The sequence below is a fragment of the Bovifimicola ammoniilytica genome (assembly GCF_025567085.1).
In the GTDB taxonomy this organism is placed as follows: Bacteria; Bacillota; Clostridia; order Lachnospirales; family Lachnospiraceae; genus Bovifimicola; species Bovifimicola ammoniilytica.
In genome coordinates, this window is the sequence record NZ_JAOQJN010000002.1 from 106,567 (window position 1) to 126,518 (window position 19,952).

Consider the following 19,952-nt stretch of genomic DNA (forward strand, 5'->3'; position numbering starts at 1 on the left):
CAATTAGCTATTAAGGAGACAGAAAAGAGCAATGACTAAGATAAGAACACGTTTTGCACCAAGCCCAACAGGAAGAATGCATGTAGGAAATTTAAGAACAGCACTTTATGAATTTCTTATTGCAAAGCATGAAGGAGGAGACTTCATTTTAAGAATTGAAGATACTGACCAGGAGAGATTTGTTGAGGGTGCATTAGACATTATATACAGAACATTAGAGAAGACAGGCCTTGTACATGATGAGGGACCTGATAAAGATGGCGGTTATGGTCCGTATGTCCAGAGTGAGAGACAGGCAAGTGGAATGTATCTTAAATATGCTAAACAATTGGTAGAGAAAGGTGAGGCATATTATTGTTTCTGTACAGAAGAGAGATTACAGACACTTAAACAGACTATAGGCGATAAAGAGATTATTGTATATGATAAGCATTGTCTGTCATTGTCTAAAGAAGAGATAGAAGAGAACCTTAAGAAAGGTATGCCATATGTTATAAGACAGAACAATCCTAAAGAGGGAACTACTACATTTGTAGATGATATATATGGCGAAATTACAGTAGATAATTCGGAGTTAGATGATATGATTCTTATTAAATCAGACGGATATCCAACATACAATTTTGCTAATGTTATAGATGACCATTTGATGAATATTACTCACGTTGTACGTGGAAATGAATATATATCATCGTCACCAAAATATCAAAGATTATATGAAGCATTTGGCTGGGAGCCACCTAAATATGTACATTTACCATTGATTACAGATGAGAATCATAAGAAATTAAGTAAGAGATGTGGACATTCTTCATTTGAAGATTTAATCGAACAGGGTTTTGTAGCTGAAGCAGTAGTTAACTATATAGCACTTTTGGGCTGGAGTCCTGAAGATAATACAGAGATAATGTCGCTTGACGAATTAATTAAGAAATTCGATTATCATCATATTAATAAATCACCTGCCGTATTCGACATTGTTAAATTAAAATGGATGAATGGCGAATATATTAAGGCAATGGATAATGAGAAGTTCTATGAACTTGCTATGCCATATATTAAAAAGGTGATTACTAAAGATTTAGATTTAAAGAAGATATTAGATTTAGTTAAGACAAGAATAGAAATCTTACCTGACTTAGAAGAACAGGTAGACTTCTTCGAAGAATTACCGGATTATGATATAGCGATGTATACTCATAAGAAGATGAAGACTAATTCGGAGAATTCTTTAGAAGTCTTAAAGGAGATGTTACCTATTCTAGAGAACCATAATGATTACTCTATAGATTCATTACATGATTTAATTATGAAATATATAGCTGACAAGGGAATTAAGAATGGTCAGGGTTTATGGCCACTTAGAACAGCAGTTTCAGGTAAACAGATGACTCCTGGTGGTGCATTTGAGATTATGGAGATTCTTGGTAAAGACGAATCAATAAGAAGAATAAAAGTAGGAATTGAGAAACTTGAACAGGCAGTTTAGTGAAGCACAGAGTAAGGCAATCAGACATTATACAGGTCCGAGCTTAGTATTAGCCGGACCTGGTTCTGGTAAAACGACAGTAATTACTCACAGAACGAAAAATTTAATAGAAGAATATGGAGTTAATCCGGCAAATATCTTAGTTATTACATTTACTAAGGCATCGGCAATTGAAATGCAGGAAAGGTTCGAGAAACTTATGGACGGAGTAAGATTACCCGTTTCATTTGGAACTTTTCATGCAATTTTTTTTAGAATTTTGAAATATGCATACAATTATTCGGCACATAATATCATAAGGGAAGAGGACAGATTCAGACTTATTAAGGAACTAATAGAAAGAGAAGAATTAGAGATTGAAGATGAGAATGAATTTGTCAGGTCAATAATGGCAGAGATAGGCAATGTCAAAGGCGATATGATAGACATTAATAATTATTATTCTGCAAACTGCAGCGACCAGATATTTAGAAAGATTTATAATAAATATGAAGAAAAATTAAGAAATAGAAATATGGTAGATTTCGATGATATGCTTATAATGTGTTATGAATTGTTTAAAGCAAGGCCGGATATCTTATCAGCATGGCAGAAAAAATATAAGTACATACTTATAGATGAATTTCAGGATATCAACCGGGTGCAGTATGAAGTGATGAAGATGTTAGCTGCTCCTGAAGATAATCTCTTTATTGTCGGTGATGATGACCAGTCAATATACAGATTCAGAGGTGCAAGACCTGAGATAATGCTTAATTTCGAGAAGGATTATGAAACGGCGGTTAAAATCGTATTAGACGAGAATTACCGCTCAACCGGAGCTGTTATTAAAGATGCACAAAGCCTTATTAAGAATAATAAGAAGAGATTTGATAAGAATATAAAGGCAGTACGTGACATCGGAACTCCGGTGAAATATATGGAATTCAAGTCGGTTGTCGAAGAGAACAGCTATATTATAGAGGATATTCTGAAACATATACAGAGAGGTGGAAGATATTCAGATATTGCAATCCTATTCAGAACTAACATAGGTCCACGTTTTCTGATAGATAAATTAATGGAATATAACGTACCATTTCATATGAAAGATGCGATGCCTAATATTTATGATCATTTTATAGCTAAAGATATAATAAGCTATATTAATATTGCATTAGGCGAAAATAGTCGTGAAAATTACTTAAGAATAATTAACAGACCTAAGAGATATATTTCAAGAGAAGCACTTAAAAATGAAGAGATATCATTAGATAGTTTAAAGCATTTCTATAGTGATAAAACGTGGATGGTCGAAAGATTAGAGAAGCTGGAATTCGATTTAGTAATGTTAAGAAGAATGTCACCATATTCGGCGATTAATTATATAAGACAGGGCATAAGATATGATGAATATTTAGCAGAATATGCAGAACTTAGAAGAATGAAAGTGGAGGACCTCTATGAAATAATTAATGAAATCGCAGAGGCAGCCAAAGAATATGATACCTATGATAAATGGTTTAAGCACATTGAGGATTATGCTAAGGAATTAGAGAAACAGTCAAATAAGAATTCTAAAACAGATAATGCGGTGGAGTTATGCACGATGCATAGTTCAAAAGGACTTGAATATAAAATTGTATATATCATTGATGCAGTCGAGGGAGTTACGCCTCACAGTAAGGCTACATTAGATGAAGATATTGAAGAGGAAAGACGACTGTTCTACGTGGCTGCCACGAGGGCGAAGGATTATCTTAATGTATTCTGGATTAAGGAAAGATTTAATAAACCTGTGGATATATCACGATTTGTAAGTGAAATGATGCTTGATTATGATGATATATGTGAAGGCAGAAAAGTTTATCACAGGAAATATGGTGATGGAGTAATTAAGACAATTGAAGATGGAAAGGCAGTTATCTATTTTAGTAAATATAGAAAAGAATTTGTTTTTAATATAGAATTTGCATTTGGAAACAAAATTATACAATTAAAATAATGAAGTAAATGCTAATTAAACAGCTAAAGGTCTAAAGAATGTATCTTATGACTTAAAATATGGAAGATTGATTAGATTTTTGACAAAAATCAGTTGACTTATTATTAAAATCATATAAAATATTTATGTACAAATTACAAAAGCATATGGAAGGAGAACATTTGTGGTTACGAATAACGGTGGCGAAAGTCGCAACAAAGGCACTAAGAATAATGGAGATGGAAAGGAAAGAGGAACAAGTTATCGTAATGGTGAGAAAAAAGACTATAAGTCATATAACAAGGGACCTAGAGATGACGACAGAAGAAATGTAAGGAATAATAATGATAACAAAGGTCCAAGAGATGGCAAGAAAGATTATAGAGACAATAAGAACGGCGGTAATGACAGAGGACAGAGGAACTCTTTCAAGAACAATGATTCCAGACAGAATAACAAATTCGGAGGAAACAAATCTTATAAGAAGAATTTTGGTGACAGGAATTATGGAAATCCATATGATAAAGATAGTGATGAAGATTCAAGACCTCAAAGAAGGCCAAGCGCTAATAAAGATAACAAGATAAAAGAGCAGCAGCCGGATAAGATAGAGATAATTAATAGAATTGAGAAAGAGAAAAAGGCAATGCAGAAAAAACAGGCAGAGAGAAAGAACAACAAACCTGTAAGACAGCAGACAAGACCTAAGAGAACTAATAATATTGATTGGACAAGAGCATATGAAAATGATTCATATGATGATGACGATTTAGATATGTATTTATAAAAAAGACATAACGATAAGTGGTATTTACAAGTGAACTTGCGATACCACTTATTGTGTACGTCTGATGAATATACAATTATGATATGTAAGAAATATATAGTCTATAGCAATGTATGGATAGTATAAGTTTAAAACTATGTATTTTTGAATGTGTAATGTAACAATGGAAAGTTGACAGATAAGGAGCAGCATATGATAAACAATGAAGTAAGGAGTAATATTCAAAAGTATGGTCAGGAACATTTGCTGAAATATTATGATACTTTATCTACTAAAGAGAGAAGTATATATGATGAGCAGTTGAATAACCTGAACTTTGGATATCTTGACATAAATAGAGAAAATAAAAATGAGAAAAAAGAAACTCACTATGAACCTATACAGGCCCTCAGAAAAGATGATATCAATAAAGATAGAGAACAGTTTGAGAAAATTGGAATTGATGCAATTAAGAATTGTAAAGTCGGTGCTGTGCTATTAGCTGGAGGGCAGGGAACACGTCTGGGTTTTGATAAGCCTAAGGGAATGTTCAATATTGGTATAACTAAGGAATTATACATATTTGAAAGACTTATAAGAAATCTTTTGGATGTAGTAGAGAAAACAGGAAGTTATATACCATTATTTGTAATGACTAGTGAGAAGAACGATTCTGATACCAGACAGTTTTTTAAAGAGAAGAACTATTTCGGATATGATAAGAATTTTGTATACTTTTTCGTTCAGGATATGGCACCAAGTATCAGCTATGATGGAAAATTCCTTATGGAAGACAGATATAAGTTGGCACTTTCACCTAATGGTAATGGTGGATGGTTTTCATCTATGGTATCATCAGGCTTATTAGATAAGATGAATAAGATGGGAATAGAGTGGCTTAATGTGTTCTCGGTTGACAATGTGTTACAGAGAATAGCTGATCCTATATTTATTGGTGCTACCATATTATCAGGTTGTCCTGCGGGTGCAAAAGTAGTAAAGAAATCAAAACCTGATGAGAGAGTCGGTGTTATGTGTAAAGAAAATGGTAAGCCATCAATTGTGGAATACTATGAGCTTACACCAGAGATGATGGAAGCAAGAGATGCATACGGAGAACCAGCGTATAATTATGGTGTGACACTTAATTATCTGTTCAGGGTTAAGGATCTGATAAAAATTAATAATAATAAATTAGTCAATCATATAGTAGAGAAGAAGATACCTTATATCAATGAGAAAGGTGAAATTGTTAATCCCGAAGAACCTAATGGATACAAGTTTGAGACATTGATTTTAGATATGATAAATATGCTTGATGACTGTCTTGTGTTCGAAGTGGAAAGACAGAAAGAATTCGCACCTGTTAAGAATAAAGAGGGTGTTGACTCGATTGATACAGCGAGAGAATTATTGAAACTCAATGGAGTAGAGATATAATTAAATCGCGCAGAAATGGAGATTAAGAATGAAGAAGATAATAGAATTAATCAATGACGAATTTGTCAAAGCATTTGATGAGTGCGGATATGATGTGAAATATGCTAAGGTAACTATTTCAAACAGACCTGATTTATGTGAATATCAGTGTAATGGTGCTATGGCAGCTGCTAAAGCATATAAAAAAGCACCGATAATGATAGCTAATGAAATCGTTGAAAAACTTTCAGGTAATAATATATTTAGTGAAATAAATGCGGTTATGCCGGGCTTTATTAACTTTAATATAAGTGAAGAATTTGTGGCCGGATATATTGATAAGATGAAGAATGATGAGATGTTTGGATGCAATAAGACAGATAATCCTAAGAAGATAATAATTGACTATGGTGGAGCGAATGTTGCAAAGCCTTTACATGTAGGTCATCTACGTTCAGCAGTTATTGGTGAAAGTATTAAGAGAATGACAAGCTATCTCGGGAATGATGTCGTAGGTGATGTTCATCTTGGTGACTGGGGACTTCAGATGGGTCTGATTATTGTTGAACTTAGATTAAGAAAGCCTGACCTTGTATATTTTGATGAGAATTATACAGGAGAATATCCTGAAGAACCACCATTTACAATTTCAGAATTAGAAGATATTTACCCTTGTGCTAATGCTAAATCTAAGGAAGATGAGGCATTCAAGGAAGAAGCAAGACAGGCTACATTTGAATTACAGAATGGTAATAAAGGTTATCATGCAATATGGAATCATATAATAAATGTTTCGATAAAAGATTTAAAGAAGAATTATGATAATCTAGATGTCCATTTTGAATTATGGAAGAAAGAAAGCGATGCACAGCCATATATTCCTGATATGATTAAATATATGAAAGATAATAATTATACAAGAATAAGTGAGGGTGCTTTAGTGGTTGATGTTAAAGAAGATACAGATACTAAAGAGATACCACCTTGTATGATTCTTAAATCTAATGGTGCAACGCTGTATAATACAACAGATTTGGCAACAATCGTTGAGAGAATGAAATTATTTAACCCTGATCACATAATCTATGTAGTAGATAAACGACAGGAGTTATATTTCGAACAGGTATTTCGCTGTGCAAGAAAGACTAAACTTGTTAGTGATAGTACAGAATTAACCTTCCAGGGCTTTGGTACAATGAATGGCAAAGACGGTAAGCCATTTAAGACCCGTGACGGCGGTGTTATGCGTCTTGAGAATCTTATTAAGGAAATTAATGATGCTGTATATGATAAGATAATGGAGAATCGTTCTGTATCAGAAGAAGAAGCAAGACAGACAGCTAAGATAGTTGGTTTATCAGCACTTAAATATGGTGATTTATCTAATCAGGCATCTAAAGATTATATATTTGATATTGAGAGATTTACTTCATTCGAGGGAAATACAGGTCCATATATTCTGTATACAATTGTTAGAATTAAGTCTATACTTAATAAATATGCAGAGAATTCTACAGTAAGCCATAACAAGATTCTTACAGCATTAAATGCGAGTGAGAAAGAGCTTATGCTTGTATTATCTAAATATAATGATGTAATTGAAAATGCGGTTTCGGAACTTGCACCACATAAGATATGTGCATATATCTATGAACTTTCAAATGCATTTAATAAATTCTACCATGAGACAAAGATACTCACATGTGAAGATGAAGAAAGAAAATCAGGCTATATTAATCTTATAAGTCTTTCTAAAGAGATACTTGAAAAGAGCATTGATTTGCTTGGATTCTCTGCACCTGACAGAATGTAATTTGTAATCGAAAAATTCGCTTGTAATTTGTAGAGTTTCGAAGTTTAAAAATTACTCTTTGTGACAATCTTAAAGACAATAAAAAATAAAGAGTTTCGTATTATTTGCTGATTAAATAATACGAAACTCTTTTCAAGTTCTAATATACAATATTATATCAGGTAAAATTTTAAGATGATATCTTAGATGTCAAAATATTAAGAAGCAGTAGTTTCTTTGTTAGAAGTAGTTTCATCTGAAGAAGTAGTTTCATCAGAAGCAGTAGTTTCATCAGAAGAAGTCTCATCAGTTGATTCTTCAGCCTCTTTCCATGCCTTTGAAATCTCTTTCTCAGAAAGGCTGTATGTAGTTGGTTCTGTATTAGCTGGCTCTTTATAAATGTAATCTTTATATATTGAATAACCAAAGAAACCTACGAATGCTACAATAACTAGAGTTGTTATGATAGCTCTTAAGACTTTCTCTCTTTTCTGCTTAGCAAGCATTTTCTTTCTGTTAGATTTCTCTTTTTTATATTGTTCTACTTTCTGCTGACTCATTTTTCATAAATCCTTTCTATCAATGTTTTATTATAGGGTACTTACAAAACAGTATAATAAATATATATTTTGCTTTCACTTCATAAATAATAAGAGATTAAAATGTAAAACACATTAACTTTATCTATTATATAACAAAATATGAAAATAATAAACAATAAAATACAAAATATAAAAAATATTTAGTATTTTATTTAGAAAATGCTATTAAATCAATATGATTTTTGTGTAAATTATATAAAAACAGGAAAAAATTCGTTGACATAAAGGCGGGTGTGTACTATATTATTTATGTATAGAAAAGTTCGTGAATAGTTAAGTCATTATTGGCAATTGCAGGATATTTGTTTGTATTTAGGACACTTATCTTAATCGTTCTTTTTTATAAAAAAATACTATAGAAATGGGGATACATGTAGATGGTAAAAAGTTTTGTACAGATTCTAAATATTGGATTTGGTATTATTAATAATACACAGCCTATTGAGGATAAGAATCCTGAAGTGATTATGGAAAAGGTATTAGCAATGGATGATCCGGCTCGTGATATTAGAATAATCGGATTTAGAACATATGATATGGATACTGATACCGGTGTGATGAGTAACCAGAGTGGAATCTATTACTTAGAAGGTGAAGAATTTACATATCCAAAAGTTGACCCAGAGATTACAGCATTTATGAAGAATGCAGGAATTGACTATGAAAAGGGTCAGCAGCTTATTAAGATTAAGAAACCTAATGTTTTAGTTTATCCATTCAATGCTAACGATGTAATTCTTGATACAGCCGCTGTTCTTATTAAGATGAAGATTAAGAAAGAAGAAGAGCGTAAGATTAGATTAGAAGAAGAAATCGTAACATATAAGAATAGTCTTGTTGAAGAGATGAAGAAAGCAGCTGAATATATTGAAAATAACCAGTTCAATACTATTCCGCTTGTTGACACAGGAGATAATTCTAAGGCACTTAACTTATTAGGTGATAAAGGTAACTTCCAGAAACATATTGAACATATGAGAAATATTCGTGTTGAGATAATGGCTATCGACAAGTTCTTAAGAGAGAATCAGATTTAATTAACAGAATTAAAAAATTAAATAAGAATTTACATACATATGGCAGGTTGCATAAGCACCTGCCATAGTGTGTTTTTATATAGTTTAGAAAATATATGTAAATGCTAACTGGCTTAAATATACAGCAAGCATTGAGAATACTGCAACGACAACAAGACTTTTCTCTTTATAAGCTAAGAATAATGCCACAACAGTACCACAGATAGAGCTTGCAACGGAATTAGTAGATGTGAAGATATCAGGAAATGTAAGTGCTGCTAATACTGCATATGGTACATAATATAAAAATGATTTTAAATATGTTGATTTAATCTCTTTTCTAAAAACAGCCATTGGAAGAACCCTTGGTAAATATGTTACTAAAGCCATTAATCCGACGGCAATCAGTGTTCTCGTCATTTTATCACCCTAAGTATATTACTAAATATGTGTAATATATATATCCTTTCGTTAGAAATAAAAATAATCTGTTATAATTTATACTTGTTATATATTTGATTTGCGTTAATTTATATTTGCGTTAATTTATATTTGTATTAATTCAATGATTGTATCAATTTTATATATGCATTACCTTGTATTTTCTTCGGAAACCGGAAATAAAAATGCTCCGATAGCAGAAGATATGACTGTTGCAATAATAATGCTGAAACCATAGGAAATAAAGCTGAATATAGGAATGTATCTTATAATACATACAATTGCAATTGACATTATGACAATTGTTAATACCGGTTTTGATTTCTTAGATGGTGGAATTATTATAGCGATGAACATAGCATATAATGCAATTCCCATAGCACCCTTAAGACTTGGAGGAAGAAGACTTGATGCACATGCACCTAAGAGTGTTCCTAATGTCCAGCCCCAAAATGGCCCTGTAATAAGTCCATACATATATGAAGCTGATAATGCCTTGGGCTCAGTGGCAGCAAGGGCAAAAGTCTCATCAGTTATACCAAAACTAAAAATAAGCCTATGTAATATTGAAGTTTTTTTCTCGACTTTCTGTGAAAGAGAGAGTGACATCAGGAAATATCGCAGATTAATAATAAATGTATTAAGTGTGATTTCTAATAAGGTTCCACCATGAATAATCAGGTTAGTTCCAGCAAGCTGACCTGAACTTGTGAGGTTTGTTACCGAAATCAAGACTGCTAACCAGATAGGGAGCCCTCCATTTACAGCCATAAAACCAAATGAAAAAGACACCGGTATATATCCCATGGCAATAGGAATACCTTTTTTAAAACCATATTTAAAATCTGATAGTTTATTATTGTTCATAATAATCCTCATTTCTGAGCGACTTGTTGCGAAGGGGCGGTGAGAAATTCGCGTAGGCGATTTCTCATCTGCCCCAAAAAGCTATTTGCTTTCGCTCTGAAACAAATAGCCGTGTAAAAAAATAATCGCATCAGCATTATTTTTTTACACTATCCTCATTTCTTTTGTAATATTAAACAAAACATAGAGATTATAACATTGCATTATTTAAAAATCAAATAATATTGAAAAAATATATCGAATGAAGTATTATTTAATATATTAAGTTCAAACAAAGAATAATAAAAATAATTGGAGAAAAATGTGAACGAAAAAGATATCAGATTTAAAAATATAATTATGGCATTTTGTCCACCGATAATATATTTATTTATAACAATGTTTGTTGAAGTGGTAGCAGATATAATAATATTTGTCAGACAGGCGAAAAGCACATCTAACAGTAACAGTTTTATATCATCATATAAATTTATGGATAATATAACGAATAATCTTGATAAATATTCATATCTGATTACATTTATTTCAGCAGCAATAGCAATATTTGTTTTTGGATATTATTATTTCAGACATAAAAATACTTATGAAGCTTATAAGTTATCTAAAGTATTTACAAGTCTTAAAGTAAACGATTATTTCAATCTTGTAATAATCGGAGCAATTGGAAGCGTAGGCCTTTCGAGATTCGTATCAATGCTTCCGCTTGATAATATAATAGGCAATTATGAGAATACCAGTAATGCATTATTATCAGGAAATATTATATTACAGATTGTGTCACTTGGAATTGTGGTTCCGATAGCAGAAGAATTAATCTATAGAGGACTTTTGTTTAACGGATTAACAAAGGTTATCGATGCAAAATATGCAATATTTGTAGCATCACTTGTATTTGGAGTATTCCATTATAATCTGTTGCAGGGAACATATACATTTCTATTATCGCTTATACTTATATGTGTATATATGAGATATAAATGTATTCTGGCACCGATAATTATTCATGCGTGTGCAAATATAGTTGCGGTAATATCAAGTTACTTTGGCATCTCAAGCTTTTTAAATAGAAATATATGGATATATCTGCTTATAATGGTAGTAGAATTGGTCATTGGAGTTATTAGTTTTGAAGTGATTATGAAAGAAGATTTGAAGTAAAAACAGAAAAATACAAAAAAAATAAAAAATTTAAAAAAGTTATTGACAAATATCTCTAAAATGGTTATACTATCCTAGCAAGTTCGATACAGGATAAGGCAACGGGATCTTAGCTCAGCTGGGAGAGCATCTGCCTTACAAGCAGAGGGTCACAGGTTCGAGCCCTGTAGGTCCCATCACTTTTAGAATGTATCTGACATATATGGCGGAATAGCTCAGTTGGCTAGAGCACACGGTTCATACCCGTGGTGTCATGGGTTCAAATCCCTTTTCCGCTACTGAATTTAAACCGGAACTTATTGTTCCGGTTTTTTTGTATAATATTATGTAAAAATATAAAGTAGCTTTCTTATTTATAAATTATATGATATATTATTCGATAGAAAATTACTTAAATGAAATATATAATTACATATTAAAGAAGTATAAAAGTTGCTTCAGAACGGAGGATATATGCGAGTTGGTTTAGGATATGATGTTCATAGATTAGTTGAAGATAGAAAACTTATACTTGGTGGAGTAGAGATACCTTATGAAAAAGGTCTGCTCGGACATTCAGATGCAGATGTGCTATTACATGCCATAATGGATGCGTTATTAGGTGCAGCTGCACTTGGAGACATTGGTAAGCATTTCCCTGATTCAGATGAAAAATATAAGGGAATATCAAGTATTAAATTATTAGAAGAGGTTGGAAAATTATTAGATGAGCATCTCTACGTGATAAATAATATTGATGCAACAGTTATAGCACAAAGACCAAAGGTAGGTCCTTACAGAGAACAGATGATTAAAAATATTGCAAATGCACTTAAAATTGATGAAAATCTTATAAATGTTAAGGCAACAACAGAAGAGGGACTTGGTTTTACCGGAAATGGCGAGGGAATATCATCACAGGCAATTGCATCAATAAGCCTTGCAACAGAGCAGTCTTATGGAGCACTTAACTGTGGTGGCTGTGGAAGTTGTACAGCCAGATAGACAATATAATATTGGACAATAAATTTAATAGAAAATAAATCCGGTATATGATTGATATACAAATATAAATAAAAATTGAATAAAAATTCATAAAATACAATCTGAAATTAAAAAATGCAATACACAATTAATATGAATAAGTGTGTTGCAAGGAAATAATTAATGTGATAATCTATACATTATTGTGAAATAGAGGCGAAAGGAGTTCTAATCAGAATGAAAATTTATAATACATTGACAAGACGAAAAGAAGAATTTGTACCGATAGAAGAGGGAAAAGTCAGAATGTATGTATGTGGTCCGACAGTATATAACCTTATTCATATTGGTAATGCAAGACCTATGATTGTATTTGATACAGTCAGAAGATATATGGAATATGCAGGATATCAGGTAAATTATGTAACAAACTTCACAGACGTAGATGATAAGATAATTAAAACGGCAATTGAAGAAAATGTTACTGCTGATGAGATATCTAAGAGATATATTGCTGAATGCAAAAAAGATATGAAAGCATTAAATGTTAAAGAGGCAACAAAGCATCCGCTTGCAACAGAAGAAATTCAGGGAATGATTGAGATGATAAGCAAACTTATTGAAAAAGGATATGCTTATGACTCAAACGGAACAGTCTATTACAGAACAAGAAAGTTCAAAGATTATGGTAAGCTTTCTAAGAAAAATATAGATGACCTGGAGGCAGGCCACAGAGAGATAAAAGTTGCAGGTGAAGAGAATAAGGAAGATCCGCTTGATTTTGTATTATGGAAACCTAAGAAAGATGGAGAACCATATTGGGAATCACCATGGAGCGAGGGCAGACCAGGCTGGCATATAGAGTGCTCAGTTATGTCTAAAAAATATCTTGGAGACCAGATAGATATCCATGCAGGTGGAGAAGATTTAATCTTCCCTCATCATGAAAATGAAATTGCGCAGAGTGAGGCAGCTAATGGTGTTGAATTTTCAAGATATTGGATGCATAATGGTTTCTTAAATATTGATAATAAGAAAATGTCAAAATCACTTGGTAATTTCTTCACAGTAAGAGATATAAGCAAGAAATATGATTTACAGGTATTAAGATTCTTTATGTTAAGTGCTCACTACAGAAGTCCTATTAACTTCAGTGCAGAACTTATGGAAGCTGCTAAGAACGGATTAGAAAGAATTCTTACAGCAGTAAGTAACTTAAAGCATATGGAAGAAAATCTTTCACTTGAAAGCATTACTCCTAAGGAAGAGGAAAATATCACTAAGGCAGATGAATTTACAGAGAAATTCAAAAAAGCCATGGAAGATGATTTCAATACAGCAGATGCAATTTCAGCAATATTTGAGCTTGTTAAATTTGCAAATACTACAATTAACGAGAATTCATCTAAAGAGTATGCAAAGAAATTAAAAGAATTAATTGTTACATTATCAGACGTACTGGGTATAATTGCCGAAAAAGAAGAAAGCATTGATGATGAAATAGAAAAACTTATTGAAGAACGTCAGACTGCACGTAAAGAGAAGAATTTCGCAAGAGCAGATGAGATAAGAGCATTACTTCTTGATAAAGGTATTGTGTTAGAGGATACAAGAGAAGGCGTAAAATGGAAGAGAGTTTAGAATTATTCGGTATAATTAAAAAAGGAATGGGCATAAGAGATATTGATTTAGTCGATTATTCACCTTTAGTATTAGCATATATCGGTGATTCTATCTATGAGATTATTGTAAGAACCTGTGTAGTAACTAAGGGTAATACCCAGGTTAACAAGCTTCATAAGAAGAGCAGCAGTTATGTTAATGCACATTCCCAGGCAGTGATAATTATGTCGTTAATGGATAAATTAACCGATGAAGAAATAAGGATATATAAGCGTGGAAGAAATGCAAAGTCAGTAACGATGGCTAAAAATGCAACCATATCCGATTATAAGAAAGCGACCGGTTTTGAGGCTCTTATGGGTTATCTGTATCTTAATAATGAAACAGACAGAATGTTAGAGCTTATGAAAAGCGGACTTGATTATTTAGAGAAGAATGAAAAATAGCAGGAATGGAGAAGAATGTGCCTGCAGAATGGAGAAAGTGTGAGATACGAAGAACTTACAATAGAGGGCAGAAATGCTGTAATTGAGGCTTTCAGAGCAGGAAAAACTATTGATAAAGTGTTTATACTTGACGGATGTCATGATGGCCCGATTAATACAATTACAAGAGAAGCGAGAAAACATAATACAATTATCAGTTATGTAGTAAAAGAAAGATTAGATCAGATGTCGCATACTGGCAAACATCAGGGTGTAATTGCGATAGCGGCCGCTTATGAATATGCGACAGTAGAAGATATCCTTGATAATGCCAAAGAGAAGGGCGAAGCACCATTTATATTTATTCTAGACAATATAGAAGATCCACATAATCTTGGAGCTATTATAAGAACAGCTAATTTAGCAGGAGCTCATGGCATAATTATACCTAAGAGAAGAGCAGTAGGACTTACAGCAACAGTTGCAAGAACTTCGGCAGGAGCAATTAACTACACACCTGTAGCTAAAGTTACCAACATTTCTAATACTATCGAGGAACTTAAGAAAGAAGGAATGTGGTTCGTATGTGCAGATATGGACGGAGAATTAATGTATAATCTTGACCTTAAAGGGCCGATAGGCTTAGTGATTGGCAATGAAGGTGAGGGTGTAAGTCGTCTTGTAAAGGAAAAATGTGATTTTACTGCAACAATTCCTATGAAAGGTGATATAGATTCATTAAATGCATCAGTAGCAGCAGGCGTACTTGCATATGAAATTGTAAGACAGAGAATGTTATAATTTTAATAAGTGGCAGAATGGAGACGGAAATGGATTATTCGGTTATGACGGACGAGAAACTCATAGAGTTATCAAGAGATGGTAAGGATGAGGTTATAGATTATCTTCTTGATAAATATAAAGGTCTGGTAAGACGTAAAGCCAGAACAATGTTCTTAGTCGGCGGCGATACAGATGACCTGATTCAGGAGGGAATGATAGGTCTGTATAAAGCTGTAAGAGATTATGATGTCAGAAAAGAAGCGTCATTTCTGACATTTGCCAATCTCTGCATTGACAGACAGATTTATTCAGCCATAAATGCTTCAAACCGTAAAAAGCACAGTCCGTTAAATAGTTATATTTCATTTCCGCTGTTAAATTTTTTAAATGACAATGTTACGAACGAATTATATATGGATAAACAGAATGTTAATCACAGGAATCCGGAAGATTTATATATTGACAGGGAAAATGTTCTTCATATTGAGCATATGTTAGAGAAAGAATTAAGTGCATTTGAATACGAAGTATTAAAAATGTATATAGACGGAGCAGATTATATAGAGATAGCTGAAAGAATGGATAAGAAACCGAAATCAATCGATAATGCCATACAGAGAATAAAGAAAAAGGTTAAATTTATAAAGTCGTTTTAAATATTGCTTGTTAAATAATTAATCATCTGATATAATATCAATGTTTGTAATATATATGCTGCCTTGGCTCAGTCGGTAGAGCGTCGCCTTGGTAAGGCGGAGGTCGGCGGTTCAAGTCCGCTAGGCAGCTTTTTATAATTGTGAGAATAGGGTAAGCAGAAGTTATCTGCTTACCCTAAAATTTATTTTACAGATAAATATTTATTAAAAAAGAATCTATTATGTAGATGGATATTCGTTATATAAGGAAAATTCATTATATAGATGTAAAGATTATATGCTATCCGTAATTTATGATTATGATTGCAATGTATAATTAAAAATGGTATCATAACTATATTATTTTAATGGTTTTATGGAATGATGGGCAGTAGAAAGGGTGAAATCAGATGGATAGAGATAAATCGTTAAAGAATAAAGAGTATAAACTGCTAGAAGTCGGCAGATGCGAGAATTGTGGCGGGATACTTAAAGATGCCGGAGTTGGAATATATGTGTGTTCACAATGCGGACATGAGACATTATCTCCGTTTGGCAAAGTTAAAAAATATATACAGGAAAATGGTCCTGATAATGCATATAATATTTCACAGGGAACAGGAGTACCTGTCAGCAGAATAGATAAATTCCTAAGAGAAGGCAGAATTGAGATACCTGATGGCTCTGATTGTTACATAACCTGCGAGATGTGTGGAACAGATATAAGATACGGAAGATATTGTCCAACATGTGCAACAAAGCTTAAAAAGGAGTTATCTAGTGCATTAATTGCCACAGAGATAGGAGAAGTTCCTAAGAAGAGCGGTAAAATGCGTTATATGAGTTTGGATGAAAGAAAATTATCGAATAAAGATACAAGAAAAAGATAAAGGCGAGATAGTATAGAAAGTTATGAATAAAAAACAGGAAACAAAAAGGAAAAGTGAAAATGAGTAACAAAGAAGATTATAATGATGGCAATGAGTATAAATTTGACAATATAGAGGTTGACAAAGATACTCATAAAAAGGTAAAGAAAAAAGGCGGAGCAGGTGTGAAAATATATTCTGTTCTGATAACATTACTTGCCGGTGCATTGGCAGGAACGACATTTTTTTATTACAGAAGAAGTAATAATGAGAAAAAGGAAGTTGATACATATGCAAGAATAGAAGAAAGTGGAAACAATGAAGTTAAATCAATAGTAAAAGATTATATGGAGAATGGAAAAGGAACAATGGCAATGCTTAGAGAACTTTTTCCAGAAAATATAGTTGTATATGCTTCTAATAAATATTCATTTTTACCGGTTGCCGATAACGTACCTAAAAATGATATTGACAACAAGAATATTAACAATCTTGAGAATGGTGAAATTGAGTATTTAAAGAATGATAAAGTTGTATCACATAAAGGCATAGATGTATCAAAATATCAGGGAGAAATCGACTGGGAGAAAGTTGCAGCAGATGGTGTGGAATTTGCGATGATTAGAATAGGATACCGTGGATATGGTTCAGGAGCACTTGTTTTAGATGAGACTGCACTTAATAATCTGGAAGGTGCAACTAAAGCAGGAATAAAAGTTGGTGTATATTTCTTCTCACAGGCAATATCTGTTAAGGAAGCTAAAGAAGAAGCTGAATTTGTAATGGAGAACATAAAGAAATACAAGATTACATATCCTGTAGTATTTGATACAGAAGATGTATTAAATGAAGATGTCAGAACAGAGGGACTTACATCAGAAGAACTCACACAGATAGCGATAGCGTTTTGCAATGAAATAAGTAATGGTGGCTACATTCCGGCGATTTATGCGAATTTAAGATGGTATGCACTTTCTTTAGATATGTCACAGTTAGGAGAATATGATAAGTGGTATGCTTATTATGATAAAGAATTTTATTTTCCATACAAAATTAATATATGGCAGTATACGGAGAATGGTTCTGTAGACGGAATAACAGGAAATGTTGATATGAATATCAGTTTCAAAGATTATGAGTAAAGAGGAAAGGTACGGTATGCAAATGCGCAGGGATAGAGCTCAGGCAATGGTAATAAGAAAAGACAGTATATTGATGGTAAAACATAGACTTGGAGGCAGAACTTTTTATTGCCTGCCGGGTGGAGGAGTTGAAAAAGACGAAACATATGAGCAGGCGGCTCTTAGGGAGTTAGAAGAAGAAAGTTGTGTAAAAGGTAAAATAGTCAGAAAATTGTCTGTGCAGTTTAAACCTGATAACAAAGGTGAGGTGCATACATATCTAATTGAAATTTCCGATGAGGAGGTGCCGAAGCCGGGAACTGATCCAGAATTAAGTAAAGAGGAGCAGACTATAATTGGTGTGGAATGGCTTACACTCGATAAAATAGGCGAAGTAGACAGAGCATATCTCTGGGCTTCAGGACTTAACAGGATTGATTCATTCCATAAAGAACTTCTTAAAATGGAAAATAAGATATACAAATAAAGCAAGACAAACTAATAAGCTTGTGAATTGTATAGAACAAAATAATTAATTAAATAAGATTCAGATAATTTGATATCTGAATTAAAATAAAAATGAAAGGACACTTCGGTGTAAAAGGTTAGAAAAATGCCAGAAATAATAAATTTGGTAATAACAGTTGTTATGATAGTAGTTTGTTATAACTTAGCGAAGAAGAATAATATGTCGGCAGCATTTGCATTCTTAGGACTCTTTGGAATTGTAGGTGCAGTTGCTCTTATCTTGATTATTAAATTCTCAGGAAACAATTCAAACCTTAAAGATGGTAATAATTACAATAATCCAAATGGCGGCTATAACGGAAATAATTATAACAATGTAAATAATGGATATAACAACAATAACTACAACAATACAAATGGTGGTTATAATTCAAACAATTATAACAATGGAAACAACGGTTATAATGCAAATAATTATAACAATGCGAATAATGGTTATAACAGAAATAACTACAATGCAAATAATTCATATAATGATGGTGGTTATGCAAGTCAGAATGGTGGATATTCATCTTCTGATGAGGATAAGTTTAAGAAATGTCCTAAATGTGGTGCAAAAATAGAAAAATACGCCTCATTTTGTACATACTGTGGCAAAGAACTTTAGGATATTTATAAAAATATAAGATAATAATTAAAAATTTATAGAAAATAATTTGTGGAAAATTAGAAAAAATTGTAGACTAATTTGAAGATTTGTGAGAAAATAAAAATATAGTGCGATGTGATATTACATATGATATGAATTGCACCAATGAAGATTACTTACTTGAAAGGAGTTCTATAATGATTTACACACAGGAAGTTCAAAACATGTGTCCGGTTGCCAAAGGCGCAAAACATGAACCGGCTCCAATTCCAGAAGAAGGAAAATGGGTACATTCTAAAAAAATCGAAGATATCTCAGGTTTTACACATGGTGTAGGCTGGTGTGCACCACAGCAGGGTGCTTGCAAGCTTTCATTAAATGTTAAGAAAGGTATTATCGAGGAAGCATTAATAGAGACAATTGGTTGTTCAGGAATGACACATTCAGCTGCTATGGCTGCTGAAGTTTTACAGGGTAAAACAATTCTTGAGGCATTAAATACAGACCTTGTTTGTGATGCTATTAATACAGCTATGAGAGAATTATTCTTACAGATTGTTTACGGACGTACACAGAGTGCATTCTCTGATGATGGTCTTGCAATCGGTGCCGGTCTTGAAGATTTAGGAAAAGGTCTTCGTTCACAGGTTGGTACAATGTATGCAACAAAAGAAAAAGGTGTTCGTTACCTTGAAATGGCTGAAGGTTATGTAACAGGTATTGCCCTTGATGCAGATAACGAAGTTATCGGATATCAGTTCGTTTCACTTGGAAAAATGACAGACTTTATCAAAAAAGGCGATGATCCTAACACAGCTTGGGAGAAAGCTAAAGGTCAGTATGGCCGTGTAGCTGATGCAGTTAAGATTATTGATCCAAGAAAAGAATAGGAAAGGAGACGGA

At 32.7% G+C, this 19,952-nt stretch carries 20 protein-coding genes and 3 tRNA genes; 20 read left to right on the forward strand and 3 right to left on the reverse strand.

Annotated features, from left to right (window positions below):
* Positions 1 to 31 precede the first annotated feature (31 nt).
* The 5 genes from gltX (at position 32) to argS (ending at position 7,450) form a co-directional block, all read left to right on the forward strand.
* Positions 32 to 1,489 carry a glutamate--tRNA ligase gene (gene gltX, locus OCV48_RS02285; protein ID WP_021981786.1) on the forward strand — a complete coding sequence of 486 codons (1,458 nt, stop codon included), beginning with the start codon at positions 32 to 34 and terminating at the stop codon, positions 1,487 to 1,489.
* A complete protein-coding gene (locus OCV48_RS02290; protein ID WP_021981785.1) occupies positions 1,473 to 3,473 on the forward strand; it encodes an ATP-dependent helicase in 2,001 nt (666 codons plus the stop codon). Before gltX ends, OCV48_RS02290 begins: the two co-directional genes overlap by 17 nt.
* Positions 3,474 to 3,636: 163 nt before the next feature.
* Positions 3,637 to 4,239 (forward strand): hypothetical protein, encoded by a 603-nt coding sequence (locus OCV48_RS02295; RefSeq protein WP_021981784.1) that lies wholly within the window; start codon positions 3,637 to 3,639, stop codon positions 4,237 to 4,239.
* A 192-nt stretch (positions 4,240 to 4,431) separates the two neighbouring features.
* Positions 4,432 to 5,658, forward strand: a complete 1,227-nt coding sequence (locus OCV48_RS02300; RefSeq protein ID WP_147591049.1) for a UTP--glucose-1-phosphate uridylyltransferase — start codon at positions 4,432 to 4,434, stop codon at positions 5,656 to 5,658.
* A 28-nt stretch (positions 5,659 to 5,686) separates the two neighbouring features.
* Positions 5,687 to 7,450 (forward strand): arginine--tRNA ligase, encoded by a 1,764-nt coding sequence (gene argS / locus OCV48_RS02305; protein ID WP_147591050.1) that lies wholly within the window; start codon positions 5,687 to 5,689, stop codon positions 7,448 to 7,450.
* 197 nt (positions 7,451 to 7,647) lie between these two features.
* Here argS and OCV48_RS02310 read toward each other — a convergent pair whose 3' ends face one another.
* Positions 7,648 to 7,989: a hypothetical protein gene (locus OCV48_RS02310; protein ID WP_147591051.1), complete on the reverse strand. Its 342-nt coding sequence runs from the start codon at positions 7,987 to 7,989 to the stop codon at positions 7,648 to 7,650.
* Between the two features lie 419 nt (positions 7,990 to 8,408).
* Between OCV48_RS02310 and OCV48_RS02315 the strand changes: the two genes are divergently transcribed.
* Complete coding sequence (locus tag OCV48_RS02315; protein ID WP_147591052.1) at positions 8,409 to 9,068, forward strand: hypothetical protein; 660 nt, start codon at positions 8,409 to 8,411, stop codon at positions 9,066 to 9,068.
* 84 nt (positions 9,069 to 9,152) lie between these two features.
* On the opposite strand, the gene OCV48_RS02320 is transcribed toward OCV48_RS02315, so the two are convergent.
* Positions 9,153 to 9,467 carry an AzlD domain-containing protein gene (locus OCV48_RS02320; RefSeq protein ID WP_021981779.1) on the reverse strand — a complete coding sequence of 105 codons (315 nt, stop codon included), beginning with the start codon at positions 9,465 to 9,467 and terminating at the stop codon, positions 9,153 to 9,155.
* Positions 9,468 to 9,638: 171 nt separating this feature from the next.
* Positions 9,639 to 10,355 (reverse strand): AzlC family ABC transporter permease, encoded by a 717-nt coding sequence (locus tag OCV48_RS02325; RefSeq protein ID WP_021981778.1) that lies wholly within the window; start codon positions 10,353 to 10,355, stop codon positions 9,639 to 9,641.
* A gap of 303 nt (positions 10,356 to 10,658) precedes the next feature.
* On the opposite strand from OCV48_RS02325, the gene OCV48_RS02330 reads away from it, so the two are divergent.
* From OCV48_RS02330 to OCV48_RS02395, 14 genes are all read left to right on the forward strand, one after another.
* On the forward strand, positions 10,659 to 11,513 hold the full coding sequence (locus OCV48_RS02330; protein ID WP_147591053.1) for a CPBP family intramembrane glutamic endopeptidase: 855 nt from the start codon (positions 10,659 to 10,661) through the stop codon (positions 11,511 to 11,513).
* A 103-nt stretch (positions 11,514 to 11,616) separates the two neighbouring features.
* Positions 11,617 to 11,689: transfer RNA gene (locus tag OCV48_RS02335), tRNA-Val, on the forward strand.
* A gap of 28 nt (positions 11,690 to 11,717) precedes the next feature.
* Positions 11,718 to 11,791 (forward strand) — tRNA-Met (locus OCV48_RS02340).
* 175 nt (positions 11,792 to 11,966) lie between these two features.
* Positions 11,967 to 12,497 carry a 2-C-methyl-D-erythritol 2,4-cyclodiphosphate synthase gene (ispF, locus tag OCV48_RS02345; RefSeq protein ID WP_021981776.1) on the forward strand — a complete coding sequence of 177 codons (531 nt, stop codon included), beginning with the start codon at positions 11,967 to 11,969 and terminating at the stop codon, positions 12,495 to 12,497.
* Positions 12,498 to 12,713: 216 nt separating this feature from the next.
* Positions 12,714 to 14,117, forward strand: coding sequence for a cysteine--tRNA ligase (gene cysS, locus OCV48_RS02350; RefSeq protein ID WP_021981775.1), 1,404 nt, complete (start codon positions 12,714 to 12,716; stop codon positions 14,115 to 14,117).
* Complete coding sequence (locus OCV48_RS02355; RefSeq protein WP_021981774.1) at positions 14,102 to 14,545, forward strand: Mini-ribonuclease 3; 444 nt, start codon at positions 14,102 to 14,104, stop codon at positions 14,543 to 14,545. The genes cysS and OCV48_RS02355 overlap by 16 nt, the downstream gene beginning before the upstream one ends.
* Positions 14,546 to 14,584: 39 nt before the next feature.
* Positions 14,585 to 15,325: a 23S rRNA (guanosine(2251)-2'-O)-methyltransferase RlmB gene (gene rlmB / locus OCV48_RS02360; protein WP_147591054.1), complete on the forward strand. Its 741-nt coding sequence runs from the start codon at positions 14,585 to 14,587 to the stop codon at positions 15,323 to 15,325.
* Positions 15,326 to 15,354: 29 nt separating this feature from the next.
* Positions 15,355 to 15,963 carry an RNA polymerase sporulation sigma factor SigH gene (gene sigH / locus OCV48_RS02365; RefSeq protein WP_021981772.1) on the forward strand — a complete coding sequence of 203 codons (609 nt, stop codon included), beginning with the start codon at positions 15,355 to 15,357 and terminating at the stop codon, positions 15,961 to 15,963.
* Between the two features lie 57 nt (positions 15,964 to 16,020).
* A tRNA-Thr gene (locus OCV48_RS02370) sits at positions 16,021 to 16,093 on the forward strand.
* A 259-nt stretch (positions 16,094 to 16,352) separates the two neighbouring features.
* Complete coding sequence (locus OCV48_RS02375; RefSeq protein ID WP_021981771.1) at positions 16,353 to 16,832, forward strand: hypothetical protein; 480 nt, start codon at positions 16,353 to 16,355, stop codon at positions 16,830 to 16,832.
* 59 nt (positions 16,833 to 16,891) lie between these two features.
* Positions 16,892 to 17,953, forward strand: coding sequence for a glycoside hydrolase family 25 protein (locus OCV48_RS02380; protein WP_147591055.1), 1,062 nt, complete (start codon positions 16,892 to 16,894; stop codon positions 17,951 to 17,953).
* Positions 17,954 to 17,975: 22 nt separating this feature from the next.
* Complete coding sequence (locus OCV48_RS02385; RefSeq protein WP_262558686.1) at positions 17,976 to 18,419, forward strand: NUDIX domain-containing protein; 444 nt, start codon at positions 17,976 to 17,978, stop codon at positions 18,417 to 18,419.
* Positions 18,420 to 18,545: 126 nt separating this feature from the next.
* Positions 18,546 to 19,067, forward strand: coding sequence for a zinc ribbon domain-containing protein (locus OCV48_RS02390; protein WP_147591057.1), 522 nt, complete (start codon positions 18,546 to 18,548; stop codon positions 19,065 to 19,067).
* A 179-nt stretch (positions 19,068 to 19,246) separates the two neighbouring features.
* On the forward strand, positions 19,247 to 19,939 hold the full coding sequence (locus OCV48_RS02395; RefSeq protein ID WP_147591058.1) for an iron-sulfur cluster assembly scaffold protein: 693 nt from the start codon (positions 19,247 to 19,249) through the stop codon (positions 19,937 to 19,939).
* Positions 19,940 to 19,952 lie beyond the last annotated feature (13 nt).